Below are 18,694 nucleotides of genomic sequence, written 5' to 3'. Positions count from 1 at the left end.
AACCTAAATTTTTCTAATTATATTAATACCGTGACGAATAGGCAAAACTAACGTCTCTAGATCATCTCTTTGACTTACATACTTATTAAATTCATCAAGAGCCTTCGCTCGTTTATCTTGTGGGTCTAAAACTTCTGCTCTCCATAAAATATCATCTACTATAATAATGCCGTTATCAGACATTTTATTTATTAGAATATCAAAATAGCTTTGTGTTTGTTTTTTATCAGCATCAATAAATGCTATATCAATATTATTAGGCAAACTTGGCAATATATCTAGCGCATTTCCCTCAAAATATTTTATGTTTGGATATTTCGAAATAAATCTTTTGGCTACATTTTCACCAGATTGGTTAGGTCTATCAATAGTATATACATTAATATCTATCGAAATCTCAGCCATTGCTATAGCTGACATTCCTGTAAATGTACCAACATCAACACACACTTTAGCCTTTTTAGCAAATACAAAAAACTGAAGTAATTTAGTCACTATTTTTTCAGATAGCATTTGAGCACCATGAACTTGTTCTTTTGTTTGAGAGCTTAGCTTACTGAGATCTATTGATAAATCACTAGTATGATCGAGACAATATTGCCAAATATCATCCTGTGTAAATTGATTTTGCTTCATCTTGAAGATACTTTTTATAAAAAACTTTTAGTATTTTGCATTAATGCTAATAATTAGTCTAGCCTCAAAAAGTGCTTTTATTTTATTTTTATGGTAGAATTTGTGCGCATTTTACTATAAATAACTATCTTGTATTTAAAACGAGAAATAAACTAAAATTAAAGGTTTTAATAAATGAAAGAACAAAAAAAGGTTTTTATAAAAACTTTAGGCTGTCAAATGAATGAGTATGACTCGGCTAGAATGCATGAGGTTCTAGATGAAAACTTTCATACTGTAAAGACAGATGATTATAAAGATGCTGATATCATTCTAATCAATACATGTTCTATTAGAGAAAAAGCTCAAGAGAAAGTATTTCATGAGTTAGGAAGATGGAAAAATCTTAAGAAAACTAAAGAAGACCTTGTGATAGGTGTTGGTGGCTGTGTTGCATCTCAAGAAGGTGAAAATATCATTAAAAGAGCACCTTTTGTTGATTTAGTTTTTGGTCCACAGACTATTCATAGACTTCCAGAAATGATTAAACAAAAGAAACAAACTCAAAAATCTCAAGTTGACATATCATTTCCAGAAGTTGAGAAGTTTGACTATTTACCTGAGCCGAAAGCTGAAGGTGCTAAAGCATTTGTTTCTATTATGGAAGGATGTGATAAATATTGTTCTTATTGTGTAGTTCCTTACACTAGAGGTCCTGAAGTAAATAGACCATTTGAAGATGTACTTGCTGAATGTGCCATATTAGCAGAGCAAGGCGTTAAAGAAATTACTCTACTAGGACAAAACGTAAATCATTACTTAGGCCCAATGGAAAATGGACAAATAGCTGATTTAGCTTTATTGATACATTTTATTGCAGAAATTGATGGTGTTGAAAGAATTAGATTTACAACCTCTCATCCTGTTGAGTTTTCACAAAATCTAATTGACGCTTATGGTAGTGTTCCAGAGTTGGCAAATCATCTACACCTACCTGTACAGCATGGCTCTGATAGAATTCTTATAAATATGAAAAGAAATCATACTATCCTAGAGTTTAAACAAAAAATTAGAAAGCTAAGAGCTATCCGTCCAGATATTACAATATCTTCTGACTTTATTGTTGGCTTCCCTGGTGAGACAGAAGAAGACTTCCAAAAGCTTCTTGATCTAGTAAAAGACGTTAATTTTGACCAATCATTTAGCTTTATCTATAGCAAACGTCCAGGTACTCCAGCTTCTGATCTACCTGATGATACTCCTATGGAGGTAAAAAAAGATAGACTAAAAAGACTACAAGACTTACTAAATAGTAATTCTCAGATCATTTCTAGACAAATGGTTGGGACAAAACAACGCATTCTTGTTGAAGGCACATCTAAGAAAGACGAAAATGTTTTAGCTGGTAGAACTGAAAATAATAGAATTGTTAACTTTAACGGCGATAAATCTTTGATTGGTCAGTTTACTACGGTTACAATAACAGAAAGCCTACCAAATTCTCTAAGAGGAGAGCTTGTTTAATATATGAATAAAACTCAATTTGTTTTAGAACCGTACAGTTATGATGCTATGATGCAGCTGTGTGGCAATCTTGATGAAAATATCCGTGCTATCGAAAATTATTTTAGTGTTGAAATTAAACATCGTGCTGATGAGTTTGAAATATCAAGTGATTCAAGTGCAAATAATACTCAAGCAAAGAGATTTATCAAATCATGTTATGCTGAGATTTTAGCTGGCAATACAGAATTAGATTTAGAGCAAATTACAACAATTCTAAATGCTACAGCAAAAGAAAAAACTCCTCAAGCAAAATCTAAAAAGCAGCTTGAAGAAGCTGAAGTACAGCTTAGAAGCAAAAAGCTAAAAGCTCGTACTCACAATCAAGCTGTATATCTTGATAATATCAAAAATAACTTTGTAACTTTTGGTGTTGGACCAGCTGGTACTGGTAAAACATATATGGCTATAGCTTGTGCAGTATCTGCATATGAAAAAGGCGAAGTTAGAAGAATTGTACTTGTGCGCCCTGCTGTTGAGGCTGGTGAAAAGCTTGGATTTTTACCTGGAGATCTTACACAAAAGATCGATCCATATTTACGCCCGATGTATGATGCTCTTTTTGACTTTATGGGTGTTGAGAAAGTTACCAAATTAATCGAGAAACAAGCCATAGAAATTGCCCCATTAGCATATATGCGTGGTAGAACAATTAATGACTCTTTCATTGTGCTTGATGAAAGCCAAAACACTACAAAAGAGCAAATGAAGATGTTTTTAACTAGAATTGGTTTTAATACTACAGCAGTTATAACTGGTGATATTACCCAGGTTGATTTACCTAAGAATGTAACTTCTGGTTTAAGACATGCTTTATCAATTCTTGATAATATTGATGGTGTAGCTATTAGCTATCTAAAATCAGTAGATATTGTCCGCCATCAAATAGTTCAAAAAATAGTTAATGTTTATGATAAGCATGAAGCTATTGATTAGTCTAAGGACAAGAAATGATTAGTGTAAATAGAATAGATCATTTAGTATTGACGGTTAAGGATATTAATAAAACTGTTGAATTCTATACAAAGCTTGGAATGAAAAAAGAAATTTTTAAGCAAAATAGAGTTGCGTTAGTTTTTAATAATCAAAAAATTAATTTACATTTATTGGGTAATGAATTTGAACCAAAAGCACAAAATGTAAAAGAAGGGAGTGCTGATATCTGCTTTATTGTTGATAATGATATTATAAAAGAATTAGATAAAGTAGGAATAGAAATAGAGGATGGAATAGTCAATAGAACAGGCGCTACAGGAGCTATAAGATCAATATATGTCAGAGATCCTGATAGTAATTTAATTGAGTTATCAAACTATTTAGAAATATAGAAAGAGCATTAAAAAATGGATAATTTAACTCTAAATATTATTAATGATGATGAGCACCCCATAGTGGGTAAAGATCTACTAAATAAATGCCTTAAACTTGTCGCAGATAAACATAATATTATCCAAGCTGAAGTAAATGTAAGCATTGTTTCAAATGATGAGATCCAACAAATAAATAAACAGTTTCGTAATAAAGATAAACCTACGAATATAATATCTTTTGAATTTGAAAAACCAGAGGGTTTACCAGATGATATAGTCGATGATTTTTTAGGTGATATTGTTATTGCTCCGAAAGTACTAGAGCAAGAGGCTAAAGAGCAAAATAAAACTTTAGAAAATCATTGGCAACATATATTTATACACGGTTTACTTCATCTATTAGGATATGACCACTTAGATGATCAAGAAGCCAAAGAAATGGAAAGTTTAGAAATAGAGTTGTTAGCTAAACTAAGAATAGCTAATCCATACATTATACAAGAGAACTAATTAATGTCAGAGAATAACCCCTTCATAAAAAAAATTACATCTAGTATTTTTAATATTAAAAGTGAAGATGCTCTTATAGATGCTATCAATAGAGCTGCTGATAATGAAGTAATTGATAAAACTTCGCAAAATATGCTTATTGGAGCAATGGAGATATCATCTTTAGATGTTGGTGATATTATGATCTCACATACTAAAATAGTAGCTGTAGATATGTCTATGTCTGTTAAAGAGATCTTAACAAAAACTATAAACTCTAGCCACACACGTTTACCTGTATATTGTGAAGACAAATCTGAAGTTTTAGGAATATTACACTCAAAAGATCTATTAAAACTAATCTTTGAAAAAGAAATTGAGTCAGATACAGATGATGAGTTAAAAGCAGAAGATATTAAAAATATCCTCCGCCCCGCTATTTTTATACCAGAAACAAAAAAACTAAATTCTATGCTTAAAGATTTTAAAAATAGTCAAAATCACATAGCAATTGTAGTTGATGAGTATGGCGCTATTTCTGGCCTAATCACCATAGAAGATGTTCTAGAAGAAATTGTTGGTGATATCGAGGATGAATTTGATACAACAAGTGAAAATATTGTAAAAATAGCTAATAATAAATTTATAATTGATGCTACAACTTCTATAGAAGATTTTAATGAGTATTTTAATACACAAATAGATGATGATAATGACTATGACACTATAGCGGGGATGATTATTCAAACTTTAGAGTACTTACCTCAAAAAGGTGATAGCATTATTTTAGAAGGTTTAAAATTTACAATTCAAGAAGCTGATAATCGTAAGATTATTAAAGTTTTAATCGAAAAGTTAAAGAATGATGAAGAACAATATATTTAAAGCAATAGTTACAGTCTTAAGTGGGGCTTTACTAACTTTAGCATTTGCACCTTTCCGTATAGATATATTAGCAATAGTATCTTTAATAATTTTTTTCTATATATTAGATAAATCTAAAAAAATTCGTGGTGCTTTTTTTACTTCCGTTCTATTTGGGTTAGGATTCTTTGGAACTAGTATATCTTGGGTCTATATAAGTATTCATCTATTTACTCAATCTGTAGTAGCAGGTTTAGCAGCGGCTATTGCTCTAGTTATCCTACTAAGTTTTTTACATATTATTCCTTTTGGAACTTTTAGTTATATCTTGACTAGAAAAGCTAATAATTTTACCAAAATATTAATATATCCAGCACTTTGGACTCTCTTTGAGATTGTTAAAGCGAATCTTCTATGGGGAGGCTTTCCTTGGGTTTCATTAGGGTATTCTCAAACTGAATCACCTCTAATATGGTTTGCAAATATTGGAGGTGTTTATTTTGTTAGCTATATTGTTATATTTATTACTTGTTTGATAGCTTTTTATATCTGTAACAAAAGTAGTATTAAAAAGATTATTTCTTGCGTAGTTATTATCTGTGTTTTATATATCTGCGGACTTATTATTAAGCATAATCAACATTCTATAGAAACAAACCAAGCACAGAAAGTTGATTTAGTCCAAGGTGACTTTATCCAAGGCTTTAAATGGGATCAAGATAACTTTGTAAAAATGGAAAAATATTATGAGAATGTTGCAAAAGAACATAAAAATGCTTTAATAATTTTCTCAGAAAATGCTATCCCAAGCTATAGACAATATTTAGGTCCTTACTTTAATAGTCTTGCTAAAATAGCAAATAAAAATAATAGTGCCTTATTGATTGGTTCACTTAGTATAGAACAGTCAGGAAACTCTTCTAAAATATATAATAGCTCAATTATAATTGGTAAGGGTCACGGTGTTTATAATAAGCATCATCTTGTTCCTTTTGGTGAATACTTTCCTATTAAGTTTTTTGGCTATGTTGATAGTGCTGGTCTTAGTAACTTTAATGCAGGTCATGAAGTCCAACCTATAATGAATGCTTTTGGCTATCCGTTAGCTAATTTTATTTGTTATGAAGTTGGTTATCCTGAACAAGTAAGAGATCAATTACAAGGAGCTAAAATAATATCAGTAATTAGTGATGATTCATGGTTTGGTGACTCTATAGCACGTGATCAGCAATTACAAATATCTCAAGTAAGAGCTATTGAAAATGCAAAGTTTGTACTAACTACAACAAGTAATGGTATAACCTCTATTATAAATACTAGAGGTAAAATAGAAAAAGAACTTCCCAAAGATACTCGAGGCATACTTGAAAAAACGGTATACTTAAATAGTTATACAACTATATGGATAGAAATAGGTATGAACCTTATTTTTAGTCTTATAATATTTAGCTTAGTTATTGGAATAATACTAAAAGAGCTGATAGAAAAAAGACACCAGGTAAGTAACTAAGGAAAAGTAAAATATTCTTTAACATTTTCTGGCTTATTCTAAGCTATTGTTTTGCCGTAAATGTATATGAAAACAATAATAATGGAATACATTCTTTTCTAATACTCAGAAAACTCAAGAAAAGTAAATCTTGAAAATATAAATATAATTAACGAGTATTCAAATCCTAATAAAATTACTATAAATGATAACGTCGAAGTCTCAAATCAAACGAAGAATAATCAACTAGAGAATAATAACTATCTAGAACAATTCTATAAATACTATGACAACTATTATTCTTACAGCTACATTCCTTATTTTAGTAGGTATAATTATAGACTCGAGAATCCTGCTAAAAAAATATATACTTATTATGCTTTGATAAACAAGAGTTTTAATAGAAATATTGCTAGCCCATCAATGAATATAGGCATAGGAATGGGAGGACGAGGAAGATAAAAATTCTAAGATTTCTTATTAACAGCTGCATTAGTAAGATAAACTCCTAAAAATACTACGCCACCAAATATTAATGCCAAAATAGAAATAGTTTGACCATAAAGTAAAAAACCGATAATTATAACTAAGAACGGTAGCATATTTTGGAAAACAGCTGTTCTATAGACACCAAGTTCCTCTAAAGAATTTAGAAACCACACATATGCTATTACAGTTCCAAATATTGCAATGTAAATCATACATGCCCAGAATTTAAAATCAGTATGAGAAATCGCTGAAAAATCTGATTTAAATAACGATATAATAAAAAACATTATCATCCCAATAATAGCACCATAAGTATTTATTGTAAGCATATGAACTTCTTCTTTAACACAAAGCTTACCAAATATGGCATATGCGGCAAAGCACACAACAGCTAATACACTCAAAACTTCACCAAAGTTTATCTCTACTCCATTTAAACATTCTGCCGCTCCATTAGAGAATAAAACTACTCCAATAGTTCCAAGCAAAGCGACTAATATACCAACCTTTGCTTGCTGATTAACTTTAATTTTAAAGATAAAACTAGATAAGACTGTTACTAAACAAGGAGTAAACGCATAAATTATTGCAACAATATTACCCGAGATTAGTTTCTCTGCCCAAAGGAATGTAACATTGTATAAAAATACACCAAAGAAACCAACGGCAACTACATACCCCCATTGTTTAATATTTAATTTGGGAAATAATGTTTTAGTATAGTAGTAATGAACCATTAATAATATTATTGAAGCAAAAAAATATCTGACAAAACCAATTATATATAAGTCAACATATTTTAATGGAATGGGTGCTAGCTGATAGACACTAGCCCAGAATGTTACAGCTAAAAATATTTTTAAATATGCCACCAATGGAGAGTTATATTTAATACTCACGCTGGATAACCTCTTTCTTATCTATGCTCCTTTAGATACTCTACTATATCTGGATTTAATAGTGTAGAGGTGTCCCCAAAATTTTCAAAATCTTTTGCTGCTATTTTTCTCAATATTCTACGCATAATCTTACCTGAACGTGTTTTTGGAAGCTCTGGAGTAAACTGGATAATCTCTGGTGTAGCAACAGGTCCAATCTCTTGACGAACATATTTTACTAAAGATTTTCTTACTTCATCAAGAGCACTTTGACTACCATCTGTATTTTCTTTAAGAATACAATAAACATATATTGCTTCACCTTTAATATCATGAGGCATGCCTACAACTGCACTCTCTGCAACTGAAGGATGAGTATTTAAAGCTGCTTCAATTTCTGCCGTAGCCATTCTATGCCCTGAAACATTTATCACATCATCCATACGCCCTTCTATCCAGAGATAACCATCCTTATCTCTTCTAGCTGCATCACCAGAGAAATAATGTCCTTTAAAGCTAGAGAAATAAGTCTGCAAATATCTATCGTGATCGCCAAAGATAGTTCTTGCCATACCTGGAGTTGCTCTTTTTATACATAAAGCGCCTTTACCTTCTCCATGTATTTCATTACCTTCTGTATCAAATAAAGCAACTTCAACACCAAAGAAAGGCTTTGAAGCAGATCCAGGTTTTAATTTATGAGCTCCTGGTAATGGTGCAATCATATGTCCGCCAGTTTCAGTTTGCCACCATGTATCAACTAATGGAGCTTGGTTATTCCCTGCTTTTTCTACAAACCAATGCCATGCTTCTGGATTTATCGGCTCGCCAACAGAACCTAATACGCGTAAAGACTTTCTAGTAGTACTATTTAAATAATCATCTCCAACTTTTAGTAAAGATCTAACTAAAGTTGGCGCTGTATATAATATACTGACATTATGCTGATCTACCTCTTGCCATAGTCTTGAAGCATCAGGATATGTAGGCACTCCTTCAAATATAACTGAAGTAGCACCATTTGCAAGAGGACCATAAACTACATAGGTATGTCCAGTTATCCAACCAATATCTGCTGTACACCAGTATACATCATGATCTTTATGATCAAACACTAGCTTATGAGTCATACTTGCATAAACTAAATACCCTCCAGAAGTATGAACTAGCCCTTTAGGAGCACCCGTAGAACCTGAAGTATATAACATGAATAAGGGAGTTTCTGCATTAAAAGATTTCGGCTGATGCTCATTTGAAACTTTTTTTAATTCTTCTGAGTAACAAATATCAAAATCTTTATTCCATGATATATTTTCCGTTTCAGTATTTCGCACTACAAGGACTTTTCTGACAAAATCAATATCTGATATGATTTTATCAACACTAGCTTTCATAGGAATTCTCTTGCCAGATCTAACAGCCTCATCAACTGTAATTATAAAATCACTTTTTGCATTTATGATACGTTGTTTTAATGATTCTGCAGAAAACCCTCCAAATACAACAGAGTGTGTAGCACCAATACGTGCACATGCTAACATTGCATATATCGACTCTGGCACTAATGGCATATAAATAGTTACAACATCACCTTGTTTTATGCCATTATTCTCTAAGACATTAGCCATCTCACAGACTCTATGATATAGCTCTCGATAAGTTATTTTTTTTGATTTTTTTGGACTATCAGCTTGCCATATAAAAGCTACTTGATTAGCACGTTCAGGTAGATGTCTATCTACACAGTTGTAACAAACATTTAACTGGCCATCTTCAAACCATTTAATACTAACAGGATCAAAGCTACTATTATACGCTTTAGTGAAAGGTTTATCCCAATGTACTCGATTTGCTTGTTTAGACCAAAATTCTTCTGGATTATTTAAAGATTCTTTATAAAGCTTCTCATATAGTTCATTATTAATATGAGAGTTATCAATAAACTCTTGAGGTACCTGAAATTTTGAATATGACATTACTTATTATTAAATAAATTTAACCCTAAGTTTCATATTAGCATATTTAAGAAAAATTGTAATAATAAGATATAACAGAATATTAAGAAAATTTAGTTTTTATTTTTAAGGTAATTTTTGAATTTTTCACCTAATTCTTGATGTTGCAAAGCTATCTCATAGTTGGCAATCAAAAAACCTAATTTACTACCACAATCATAGCGAGTTCCCTTAAACTCATATGAAAGTATTTTCTCTTCTTGCTCTATAAGTTTTGCAATAGCATCAGTTAGTTGAATTTCACCGCCAGCCCCTTCAGATGTTGTCTCTAAACATCTAAAAATTTTATTAGGTAATAAGTATCTGCCAACTACTGCATTTGTTGAAGGAGCTTTTTCTGGAGATGGTTTCTCAATAATTCCCTTTATAATATTTTCTTGATCTTTTGCAACTATTCCATATGAGCCTGTTTCTTCTTTTTTCACTTGTTGAGTAGCTATACATCCTCTAATATCACTTCCTTCAACAGATTTAACCATTTGTTTTAAAACTCCTGTACCACAGTCATGATTATAAATAAGATCATCAGGTAATATAACTGCAAAGTCTTCAATACCTACAAGAGGTTTGGCACATAGTACTGCGTGCCCCAGCCCTAATGCTTCTGGTTGACGCACAAAGAAAAAACTCACATCTTTAGGAATAATATTTTTGACTATATCCAATAGTTCATATTTTTGTTTTTTCTCAAGTGAATGCTCTAGCTCAAAATTTCTATCAAAATGATCTTCAAGAGACTTTTTATTAGAACTTGTAACGAATATTATCTCTTTACAACCGGCTTCAATTGCTTCTTCAACGGCGTACTGAATTAACGGTTTATCAACAACTGTTAACATTTCTTTAGGGCATGATTTTGTAGCAGGTAAAAATCTAGTTCCCCACCCTGCAACAGGAAAAACTGCTTTTCTAATTTTCATAAAAAACCTTATCTTTTAACTTTAAATAAGCTTACAAAACAAATTAATGTTTATATTATAGTCTTTATATACTATATTGTTCAATTCATTTGCATGTCTTTTTAAATCATTTGATCTTTTAACATAAAGATCAACAACTATTTCACCATCAAAATAATATATAGAGCTTCTTTTTTCCAGTATAAGATTTGTATCTAAATTATTTTTAGTGAAAAAATCAGATATAGTATTTAAAATATCCTGCCTTGATGGCTCAAAATTTTCTAATTTTACCACCCTATCTTCATGATTTGTAACATCTACATGCACAGTTATATCTTTAATATTATCAACATTATGATAAATGTTACTTTTAACAATTTCTGCTACATAATGACCTTCAGAGGCTGTACTAAATTTATTAACTAAGACATGAACATCTAAAACAATTTTTCCAGCCATCTTTCTTGTTCTTAAGTAATGAAAATCTTCAACTCCTTCGGTATTTGAAATTATTGTTTTGATAGTTTTACGAGTATCGTCATCAACTCCTTCATCAATAAGCTCAGCAACAGCAGAGTAACCCCACTTAACTCCCATTTTCACAATCATAAAACAAACAACAAAAGCAGCAAGAGCATCCATCCATGTGAATCCTAAAAATGCTCCTGCTAAACCGATTAGCACGACTACTGAAGACCACATATCTGAACGACTATGCCATGCATTTGCTCTTAGCATGTCTGAATCAATCTTATTAGCAGCTCTCATAGTATATTGGTAAATAAATTCATTACCTATTATTGAAAAAATAGCTGCAAAAACCGTAAACTTATCAGGTGTTACATAATTACCACTGATTAAATCACTTAATGAATGGTAAACAATCATAAAACCTACTACTATAAGTAAACATGAAAGTATAAGTGTTGCTAATGTTTCAAGTCTTTCATGACCATAAGGATGATTATTATCCTCTTCTTTACTTGCGTATTTAGCTGCAAATAAAACCATAAAATCACTCAATAAATCTGAAAATGAGTGAATACCATCTGCAAATAAAGCAGGTGAACGACCAACTATCCCAACTATTGTCTTAGACACTGCAAGTAATGCATTTATAAACATACCTACAATCGTTACTTTTCTTGTAATTTGATACCTATTATCAGACATATTAATCCTCTTCTTATACTTATAAGAATATTTTTAAAGATAATAATAGTTAGTAATCACAAAGTCTAGATTTATTAAAATCTTTAGTCATAACTAATTTAAATAGTAGAACATGAGCTATAATTGAAAATACTATAGTTGATAGCCACCATACTATAGGATTTTCCAAACCATAAGCTGTAATATAATAAGCTGCAAAAATAGAGATAATAAATTGGATACTTGCCATTATTAATCCAGGATTCCAAGCCTTACGCTTAACACCTTCTATAATATGTGTTAGACAATTCATAATACTAAAGATAATAATTAATAATCCAAAACCTAAATTTATAAAACTCAGCAGACCAAATATAGCAAAAGCAAACCAAACCATTAGAATATTTATCCAAAATATTTTAATATCCGTAAGTTTTTCTTGGCCTTCAGGTAAGTTCATAACTATATGATTCATAAATTTTTTAAAACCGCCTGGAATATAATGCTCTTCTGTCTGATGAAATAAATATAAAGGAATATTTATTAATCCCCAAAAATGAGGATCATAAATTGAAAAATACTTAAATAATAAAATTAAAAGAATTATTCCTGCCCATGGAGTTATTTTCGCCCAATTTTGATCTTTTGCTAAAAAACTTATCATAATGAAACCTCAATAAAACCCATTAATTATATTGATGATATATCATCTTTTGTTAAGTAGCACATTTTTTTAAATATATTGATTTTTTTAGTACAAATAGCCTTGCAAAGCAAATAAATAATTGTATAATATACTCCATCAGCTCGGAGAAATGGCTGAGTGGTCGAAAGCGGCGGTCTTGAAAACCGTTGACTGTAACAGGTCCGGGGGTTCGAATCCCTCTTTCTCCGCCATCTTAAAAGCCTTTAGAAATAAAGGCTTTTTTTATGTCTGAATGGTTTACAAAACCTCTAACAAATCACCTCCATTTTTTCTTGGGGTGCTGTGGGGGTGCTACAAATAATTTAGAACATTAGAGAATAAATATTTAATTTCTAAATAAAAATTATTAGTTCTCTAATATAATTTCCTATTTTCTTACCTCATTTGTGGTAAAAAAAGAGGAAGCTATACAAATCAACTCTCTTTCAAAGTCAACTCAAGCGTAGTAACGTAACCATCTTTTGATATTGAATGATTAGCTGTTTTTATGTACCAATCTTGGGGTATATCATCTCTTAAGTTAGTTATTTTAATTGGAAGACCTGACAACATATGAATATTGCCTGTTGTAGTCAAATGTATAGTATCACTGTCTAATGTGAAACTATCATATTGTTTTTGTGCTAATGATTCTGCTTGTTCTTCATTTGGGTATGTATATGACAATACAAACACAGGATCACCCTTACCTATTGCTACGAAACTTGTCTTGCCTGTATCTGTATCATGATACTTTGCTTTAACTGATTTATACTTAGCTGAATTTGAGCTGACATAATCAATACTTGCAATATCACTTATATCTAAAGTTATTGGTTTAATTGGCTGTGATTTACTATTGACTCCTTTTTTGTTTTTAAGGAATATCAGCTTACCAAATGTCGGCTTGAATATAGCATTAACTTTATTTGCCAGTAAATACAAAAATGCTATATCACTTTCACTATGTTGAGCTATATGTTTGATTTGTATGTTAGCTATATCTTTGTCTATAACTGGCTCTAGGTTATATGTATCAGCGATACTGGTGACTATATTACCTAGAGTTGTGTTTGAATATGATCTATCATGATAGTTAAGCATTGATTTATACTGATCTGATGATGTGAAAGGAATTGAGCTTGCATTAATACCTATTGTCTGACCTGTATTTTTTGTATATGAATATCTAATATCATTCACAAAGAATATTCCAAAGTCTAATAAGTTATTTTTATATCCTAGTTTGATATCTAATTTTGATGATGTAGCAGGCATTTTCAAGTTGGTATTATTATCACATATATCTATAGATAAAGTATCTGTTGCTTGACCTATATTATCTGTAATGGTTATGCTGTAGCTGCCAAGTTCTTTTAAAGCATTCGTTATATCTTTACCATCTGCTGTTAATTGAAAGTCAACTACCATAAAGTTATTTTCCTTTGTGGTGATGGCTCTTCTATTTCTGGTAAAACTATATCTATATTGATTGGTAGTATTGTATATTGAGCCAAATGTCTATTAGCAGCTAAGACCTGTATTATAGCTTCTGATGTTCCATAGTATTTGAAACAAATATTATCTAACATCTCACCATCTTTTGTTTTATATATAATCATATCAAATGTCCAACATATGCTTTTGATTTTTCATATAATGAATCTTGAGGATAATGTCTAAGGTTAATTGAGTAATTAGTACTATCTTGATTATGTTGTGATATTTTTTCTAATACCCATTTACCAAAGTTATATCCTGTTGAGTCAATTAAAAATACAGGCTTTGCAGTTTCCACTAAAACCTCTAATGCTAGTAGGGTTGCCAAATTAACAGGATTAACACTTGGTAATGATATCCCTGAAATAGTTATTGTTTTACCTTTCATACCTGTATTTTGTAATACAGGCTCATTATTAATACGATCTTGTGTAGCCCAAGTATTCTCAATATCAAATAGATAGCTGTTATATGTTGTTGTATTAACGGTCAATGGCATACCATCTATAATCAAAATACCCATATCACCACCCTAAATGTGTTTTATACATTGGTATGGATTTTTTCAAAGCTTCATCCATCATTTTTTGTATTGAATGTTTGTCAGCATTACCGTGTATATGTATGGTTTGGTGTAAATTGACAGTATTGTGATTAGATACTTGTTTTGGTTTGTGCTTAGGTGTGAATATAGTATAAGTATCATCTTTGACATCATATATCATATCCTTACCATTTTTTAGGTGTTTGATATATTGAGTGTCATATGGCTTAGTAACTTTATGTTGTAAGCCTAATATTTTTCTCCAATAGTCAGTTGTTTCATTGAAAATATGTGTTAATTGCTTTCTATATGTCCACATTGTACCAACAACCGCAGTACCTCCAGCTACAGCTAAACCAAATGGATTTAGCAAACCTATACTTTTAGTTAATGCTTTAACTGCTGTTAAGCTAGCTGTTAGCTTAAAAAGAGTACGAGATACTAAAACTACAGATGTAGCTATACCTATCCCCCAACGTGTAGCTTTTGCAGATGCAGAGCCACCAAACAGCCAATGTCCAAATGAATATGCTTCGTGAAATGCTGTGCCTAGCATTTTTAAGGCACTAATAGACTTGTTGAAAATATTAGTTGCAGTCCTACCCCATGATTTGAAATGTTTTCTATTTTTTTCTAACCAATCTGATATTGAATCAAATGTATTTGTAACAGCAGGTAAAAGTGAAGTATACAACGAATTTTTCAATCCACTTATACTCCATATCATTCTTTGGTATGCATCCCTATTTTCTTCTGAATTTTTGAGGTCTTTCGCAGTTAATACATTCCCAGTTTTGACTGCTCTATCACCTAGATCTTCTATCCCTTTAGAACCATTTTTTAAAAGCTCTATCATTGAAGTACCACTACGACCAAATATTAAAGTAGCCATGTCTACTCTTTCTTGTTTATTTTTAAGTTTTGATAATCTATCAGCAATTAACCCTAGAGACTGTTCAGGTTTAAGATTTTTTAACTCTATAGCTGATAACCCTAACTTATCAAAAGCTTTCTTTGCTTCACCAATACCTAATGTCGCTTGATCTGTATTTTTCTCCATATACATCATGGAATTAGCAAAGTTTTGTGTTTGTATTCCTGATAACCCAGCAGCATAACTTAACTTTTGATAACTTTGTGCATTAATACCTAAGTTTCTTGATGTCTTAGCTATAGAATCACCATACTCTGCAAACTTACCTGCAAGCTCTGATGAGACAAGAAACATTGATGTACTAGCACCCGCTACACCTAATATTGAATTTCTAAGAAATCTATAACTTGTTCCTATTCTATGTATTGATTTCGATCTTCTAGCAAAACCTTTTTCATTTTTCTCTATTTCCTGACTTAACCTTTTATTTTCCTGTGCTATATTTGATACATCAATACCATTATCTTTTAAATGTCTTGATGATTCTTCAACTATTTCTTGTTGTTTTTTAAGACTAGTATTTGTACTATCTATTTGTTTTCCAAGCTCTGAAATTCTAAGCTTTAACCTCTCTGATGCATTACCTGTTTGATTATCCTTAGCTATAAGATCACTCATCATAGCTTTTTGTCTATCTAGTTTAGCTTGAAGCTTTGCTGAAGCATTAGACTCGGTATTGAATTTACTAATCAAAGATTTTTGATTATTTAACTTTTGAGACTTTATCGATAGATAATCAAATTTACTAGCAACTTTAGATATTGAATTAGTGAAACTTTTAGTTATATTGCTACCAATATCAAAACTAATCTTCTTGTGTTCCATTTTCTCTACCTAACATTTTGATTGCTAATTTAAACCAATGATTAATCCTACTTAATTCTATATTCTCCAAAAACTCATAGCTCCAACCTGTTTGAGAGGCAATATAGAAAAATATCTCATCTATTTCTTTGGGTTATAGTCAAACTCTCCCATTTTATCAAGAATAGATATTAATTTATTACTATCACACATTGGCATATCTTCTAAGCTTTCCAAAGATATACCTGTTAATGTACTTAACATAGCATCTGACTTGTCTACATCTGATAGATTCATAGACTCAATAACTTTCATATCTTTACGTGTAGGTTCACGCATTGTTATTTCTCGAGTCTTTGTACCATCTATTAACTCAACTTCATCTCTTAATACAATTTCTTCTTTCATCATCTATCCTTAAATTTTTGGTAATTGATTTTTACCGTTAATTTTTCTAATACCATTAACAGAATCTATCTCTACAACATCTTTACCATCAAAGTTTAACCTATAGTATTTGAGTGTCATAGTAACTGTAGTTTGTCCCACAGAGTCATTGTCAATATCGCCATTATCTATGGATATACTACCTCTCATTTCAGCTATTACTTTGATTGGTTTATTTTTAGTTCTAATAACTCCTCTTAATATCATTGGTATATCTGTTCCTATTGATGAATAGATATCTTGTTGGATACCATCAAATACCATAACAGCAGACATTTTTTCAAGTTTACCTGTATCATAGTCAATAGGGGTTGATAGACCTATTCCGTTCTGTTCTTGATACTTAGGTGTTAGTTTAGGTAAAGTAACCTTTGTAGCTATACCTAAATAGTTAGCTCCATTGATATAACAATTTGAATTTAATAATTGTCCGTTAAACTGTTCCATCTTTTACTCCTATTCAAATATCTCTGTTAGATATCCATTAGTTAATTGAGATATCATTGTTATATGTTGAGCTGGATATATAGGCGTGAAATCAAAGCGGATTGTTAAATCACCCTGTGCAATATTACTTGATTGATTGTCTTTTTCTTCTGCCCAACAATTACCATCTATAATTCTTTCTTGTTGCTTTAATGTTCTAAGATAGTTATTAACTGCCATACAAACATCATCAACAAATGTTTTTGTGATACCTCTATCTACTGCCCATGCTTGAGCTAATATAATTGACTCATTAATCATATCTGCTGTTCTTCTAACACATAGAAATTGCCATTTAGGGTCACTAGAAAGTGTATTATTACCCCATAACCTATAACCGTTTTGATGAATAATAGTTGTTATATTATTTAAGTTAAGTACATTTGCTTGACAACTAGTTGAACCATCATAATTAATTGGTCTTGAAGTACCAATCACCCCACTAACAACATGATTTGATGGTGAATAATGCCAACCCAAAGTAGTATCTATTTTGACAATGTGACCTGCTATATATGAAGAGCTAGGCATATCTACTATATTTCCATCTTTTGATACTTTGACATATGGGTCAACCATATATAATCGTGGTGAATCTAATGTCTTTGCCAAAGCTATAACATCTGCATCATTAGTATTTGTGCCATCGATAATAGCTATTGCTTTAAGATTCTCTGCTACAGTCTGTAATGCTGGGATAACTTGAATATTTGAGCTATAGTTAGGAACAATCAAAAGTTTAGGTTTGAAACCAACTACTGATTGAGAATCTAATAAAGCATATATACCGGTTCTACCTGTTGGTGTTGCTTGTTTAGCTTTTTTCACAGCATCTTGTGTACCTATTATATTTGCAATTTGTGTAGCTTGATCATTATCTGAGGCAACTCTTACTACTACGACTAATGCACCAACTCCACTTGCAAATATCCCTGTAATTGAGTCTGCTAACTCCCCTGTACCTATCTTTGAGATTTTAGTTTGATCGTTACCCTCTATCAAAGTAGGAGTATTTAAAGGAAACTCTGTAGCATCAGCATCGTCTGAAATACCAACTAAACCTATAACACTTGAATTAACAGTTGAGAAGTTTCTAACTCCACTATCACTTTCAACTAAATCTACACCATGAAAAAAATTATCACTCATATTCTATCTCCAGTATTTCTAAATGAATGCAACTCAGTTGTATTTTCATTGACTTGATTCTTTAGGACTCTTAATGATGGTCGGTTTGACTCATATGATATGAGGATTCCTGAACCAGTTAATATTAAGCCAATTATGATATTTAAGACTATTAGCCACCTTAGGGATACTGATATCCCAGTCTTGATTTTGACAATATCATCATTTTGGTTTTGCAATGCATTTTGAATTTTGTCTAATTCAATCTCTATTTTGTCAACATTCATTTTTTTAAAAAATTATTAATTTGATATAATGATAAATATTAAATTTGTTTGATGTGTGGTGAGTTTTGTCGAAAAGAAAAAATAATATAACTTTCATCTAACCAGAAGTAATA

General features: G+C 31.1%; 20 protein-coding genes and 1 tRNA gene. 7 read left to right on the top strand and 14 right to left on the bottom strand.

Annotation, left to right across the window (positions count from 1 at the left end; translation table 11 throughout):
• Positions 1-3 precede the first annotated feature (3 nt).
• On the bottom strand, positions 4-636 hold the full coding sequence (locus F3D62_RS06495; RefSeq protein WP_150467439.1) for an O-methyltransferase: 633 nt from the start codon (positions 634-636) through the stop codon (positions 4-6).
• Between the two features lie 174 nt (positions 637-810).
• Between F3D62_RS06495 and miaB the strand changes: the two genes are divergently transcribed.
• The 6 genes from miaB to lnt are packed head-to-tail and all read left to right on the top strand — an operon-like array spanning position 811 to position 6,351.
• Positions 811-2,139, top strand: a complete 1,329-nt coding sequence (gene miaB, locus F3D62_RS06490; protein WP_150467438.1) for a tRNA (N6-isopentenyl adenosine(37)-C2)-methylthiotransferase MiaB — start codon at positions 811-813, stop codon at positions 2,137-2,139.
• 3 nt (positions 2,140-2,142) lie between these two features.
• Positions 2,143-3,114, top strand: a complete 972-nt coding sequence (locus F3D62_RS06485) for a PhoH family protein (RefSeq protein WP_150467437.1) — start codon at positions 2,143-2,145, stop codon at positions 3,112-3,114.
• A gap of 14 nt (positions 3,115-3,128) precedes the next feature.
• On the top strand, positions 3,129-3,506 hold the full coding sequence (locus F3D62_RS06480; RefSeq protein WP_150467436.1) for a VOC family protein: 378 nt from the start codon (positions 3,129-3,131) through the stop codon (positions 3,504-3,506).
• 15 nt (positions 3,507-3,521) lie between these two features.
• Positions 3,522-3,998: an rRNA maturation RNase YbeY gene (ybeY, locus tag F3D62_RS06475; protein WP_150467435.1), complete on the top strand. Its 477-nt coding sequence runs from the start codon at positions 3,522-3,524 to the stop codon at positions 3,996-3,998.
• A gap of 3 nt (positions 3,999-4,001) precedes the next feature.
• Complete coding sequence (locus F3D62_RS06470) at positions 4,002-4,862, top strand: HlyC/CorC family transporter (protein WP_150467434.1); 861 nt, start codon at positions 4,002-4,004, stop codon at positions 4,860-4,862.
• Entirely contained in the window at positions 4,843-6,351 is a 1,509-nt protein-coding gene (gene lnt / locus F3D62_RS06465; protein WP_150467433.1) for an apolipoprotein N-acyltransferase, read from the top strand. Before F3D62_RS06470 ends, lnt begins: the two co-directional genes overlap by 20 nt.
• Before the next feature lie 446 nt (positions 6,352-6,797).
• Here the strand turns inward: lnt and F3D62_RS06460 are convergent, their stop codons facing one another.
• The 5 genes from F3D62_RS06460 to F3D62_RS06440 all read right to left on the bottom strand — a co-directional run bounded on the left by F3D62_RS06460 (position 6,798) and on the right by F3D62_RS06440 (position 12,433).
• Entirely contained in the window at positions 6,798-7,712 is a 915-nt protein-coding gene (locus tag F3D62_RS06460; protein ID WP_224732651.1) for a DMT family transporter, read from the bottom strand.
• Between the two features lie 23 nt (positions 7,713-7,735).
• Positions 7,736-9,673 (bottom strand): acetate--CoA ligase, encoded by a 1,938-nt coding sequence (gene acs / locus F3D62_RS06455; RefSeq protein ID WP_150467432.1) that lies wholly within the window; start codon positions 9,671-9,673, stop codon positions 7,736-7,738.
• A gap of 92 nt (positions 9,674-9,765) precedes the next feature.
• Positions 9,766-10,632, bottom strand: coding sequence for a UTP--glucose-1-phosphate uridylyltransferase GalU (gene galU / locus F3D62_RS06450; RefSeq protein ID WP_150467431.1), 867 nt, complete (start codon positions 10,630-10,632; stop codon positions 9,766-9,768).
• A gap of 21 nt (positions 10,633-10,653) precedes the next feature.
• Positions 10,654-11,787, bottom strand: coding sequence for a cation diffusion facilitator family transporter (locus F3D62_RS06445; RefSeq protein WP_150467430.1), 1,134 nt, complete (start codon positions 11,785-11,787; stop codon positions 10,654-10,656).
• Positions 11,788-11,836: 49 nt separating this feature from the next.
• Positions 11,837-12,433: an HXXEE domain-containing protein gene (locus F3D62_RS06440; RefSeq protein WP_150467429.1), complete on the bottom strand. Its 597-nt coding sequence runs from the start codon at positions 12,431-12,433 to the stop codon at positions 11,837-11,839.
• 142 nt (positions 12,434-12,575) lie between these two features.
• Between F3D62_RS06440 and F3D62_RS06435 the strand changes: the two genes are divergently transcribed.
• Positions 12,576-12,663, top strand: a tRNA-Ser gene (locus tag F3D62_RS06435).
• Positions 12,664-12,886: 223 nt separating this feature from the next.
• Here the strand turns inward: F3D62_RS06435 and F3D62_RS06430 are convergent.
• The 8 genes from F3D62_RS06430 to F3D62_RS06395 form a co-directional block, all read right to left on the bottom strand.
• Positions 12,887-13,882 (bottom strand): phage late control D family protein, encoded by a 996-nt coding sequence (locus F3D62_RS06430; protein WP_150467428.1) that lies wholly within the window; start codon positions 13,880-13,882, stop codon positions 12,887-12,889.
• Complete coding sequence (locus tag F3D62_RS06425) at positions 13,876-14,073, bottom strand: tail protein X (RefSeq protein WP_150467427.1); 198 nt, start codon at positions 14,071-14,073, stop codon at positions 13,876-13,878. Before F3D62_RS06425 ends, F3D62_RS06430 begins: the two co-directional genes overlap by 7 nt.
• A complete protein-coding gene (locus tag F3D62_RS06420) occupies positions 14,070-14,474 on the bottom strand; it encodes a phage tail protein (RefSeq protein ID WP_150467426.1) in 405 nt (134 codons plus the stop codon). Before F3D62_RS06420 ends, F3D62_RS06425 begins: the two co-directional genes overlap by 4 nt.
• Before the next feature lies 1 nt (position 14,475).
• Positions 14,476-16,254: a hypothetical protein gene (locus F3D62_RS06415; RefSeq protein ID WP_150467425.1), complete on the bottom strand. Its 1,779-nt coding sequence runs from the start codon at positions 16,252-16,254 to the stop codon at positions 14,476-14,478.
• A 120-nt stretch (positions 16,255-16,374) separates the two neighbouring features.
• Positions 16,375-16,641 (bottom strand): phage tail assembly protein, encoded by a 267-nt coding sequence (locus F3D62_RS06410; protein ID WP_191092555.1) that lies wholly within the window; start codon positions 16,639-16,641, stop codon positions 16,375-16,377.
• 9 nt (positions 16,642-16,650) lie between these two features.
• Positions 16,651-17,127 (bottom strand): phage major tail tube protein, encoded by a 477-nt coding sequence (locus tag F3D62_RS06405; RefSeq protein ID WP_150467423.1) that lies wholly within the window; start codon positions 17,125-17,127, stop codon positions 16,651-16,653.
• 9 nt (positions 17,128-17,136) lie between these two features.
• On the bottom strand, positions 17,137-18,315 hold the full coding sequence (locus F3D62_RS06400) for a phage tail sheath C-terminal domain-containing protein (RefSeq protein ID WP_150467422.1): 1,179 nt from the start codon (positions 18,313-18,315) through the stop codon (positions 17,137-17,139).
• Positions 18,312-18,581: a hypothetical protein gene (locus F3D62_RS06395; protein ID WP_150467421.1), complete on the bottom strand. Its 270-nt coding sequence runs from the start codon at positions 18,579-18,581 to the stop codon at positions 18,312-18,314. Before F3D62_RS06395 ends, F3D62_RS06400 begins: the two co-directional genes overlap by 4 nt.
• Between the last annotated feature and the right edge of the window lie 113 nt (positions 18,582-18,694).

The sequence above is a fragment of the Francisella sp. SYW-9 genome (assembly GCF_008711465.1).
Classification (GTDB): Bacteria; Pseudomonadota; Gammaproteobacteria; order Francisellales; family Francisellaceae; genus Francisella.
Note: the sequence above shows the minus strand (reverse complement) of the source record. Positions and strands in the feature narration are given on the sequence as shown.

Bases quoted from the DNA above. Each gene is read 5' to 3' on its own strand.
- F3D62_RS06495 (WP_150467439.1), bottom strand. From the start codon at position 636: ATGAAGCAAAATCAATTTACACAGGATGATATTTGGCAATATTGTCTC.
- miaB (WP_150467438.1), top strand. From the start codon at position 811: ATGAAAGAACAAAAAAAGGTTTTTATAAAAACTTTAGGCTGTCAAATG.
- F3D62_RS06485 (WP_150467437.1), top strand. From the start codon at position 2,143: ATGAATAAAACTCAATTTGTTTTAGAACCGTACAGTTATGATGCTATG.
- F3D62_RS06480 (WP_150467436.1), top strand. From the start codon at position 3,129: ATGATTAGTGTAAATAGAATAGATCATTTAGTATTGACGGTTAAGGAT.
- ybeY (WP_150467435.1), top strand. From the start codon at position 3,522: ATGGATAATTTAACTCTAAATATTATTAATGATGATGAGCACCCCATA.
- F3D62_RS06470 (WP_150467434.1), top strand. From the start codon at position 4,002: ATGTCAGAGAATAACCCCTTCATAAAAAAAATTACATCTAGTATTTTT.
- lnt (WP_150467433.1), top strand. From the start codon at position 4,843: ATGAAGAACAATATATTTAAAGCAATAGTTACAGTCTTAAGTGGGGCT.
- acs (WP_150467432.1), bottom strand. From the start codon at position 9,673: ATGTCATATTCAAAATTTCAGGTACCTCAAGAGTTTATTGATAACTCT.
- galU (WP_150467431.1), bottom strand. From the start codon at position 10,632: ATGAAAATTAGAAAAGCAGTTTTTCCTGTTGCAGGGTGGGGAACTAGA.
- F3D62_RS06445 (WP_150467430.1), bottom strand. From the start codon at position 11,787: ATGTCTGATAATAGGTATCAAATTACAAGAAAAGTAACGATTGTAGGT.
- F3D62_RS06430 (WP_150467428.1), bottom strand. From the start codon at position 13,882: ATGGTAGTTGACTTTCAATTAACAGCAGATGGTAAAGATATAACGAAT.
- F3D62_RS06425 (WP_150467427.1), bottom strand. From the start codon at position 14,073: ATGATTATATATAAAACAAAAGATGGTGAGATGTTAGATAATATTTGT.
- F3D62_RS06420 (WP_150467426.1), bottom strand. From the start codon at position 14,474: ATGGGTATTTTGATTATAGATGGTATGCCATTGACCGTTAATACAACA.
- F3D62_RS06415 (WP_150467425.1), bottom strand. From the start codon at position 16,254: ATGGAACACAAGAAGATTAGTTTTGATATTGGTAGCAATATAACTAAA.
- F3D62_RS06410 (WP_191092555.1), bottom strand. From the start codon at position 16,641: ATGAAAGAAGAAATTGTATTAAGAGATGAAGTTGAGTTAATAGATGGT.
- F3D62_RS06405 (WP_150467423.1), bottom strand. From the start codon at position 17,127: ATGGAACAGTTTAACGGACAATTATTAAATTCAAATTGTTATATCAAT.
- F3D62_RS06400 (WP_150467422.1), bottom strand. From the start codon at position 18,315: ATGAGTGATAATTTTTTTCATGGTGTAGATTTAGTTGAAAGTGATAGT.
- F3D62_RS06395 (WP_150467421.1), bottom strand. From the start codon at position 18,581: ATGAATGTTGACAAAATAGAGATTGAATTAGACAAAATTCAAAATGCA.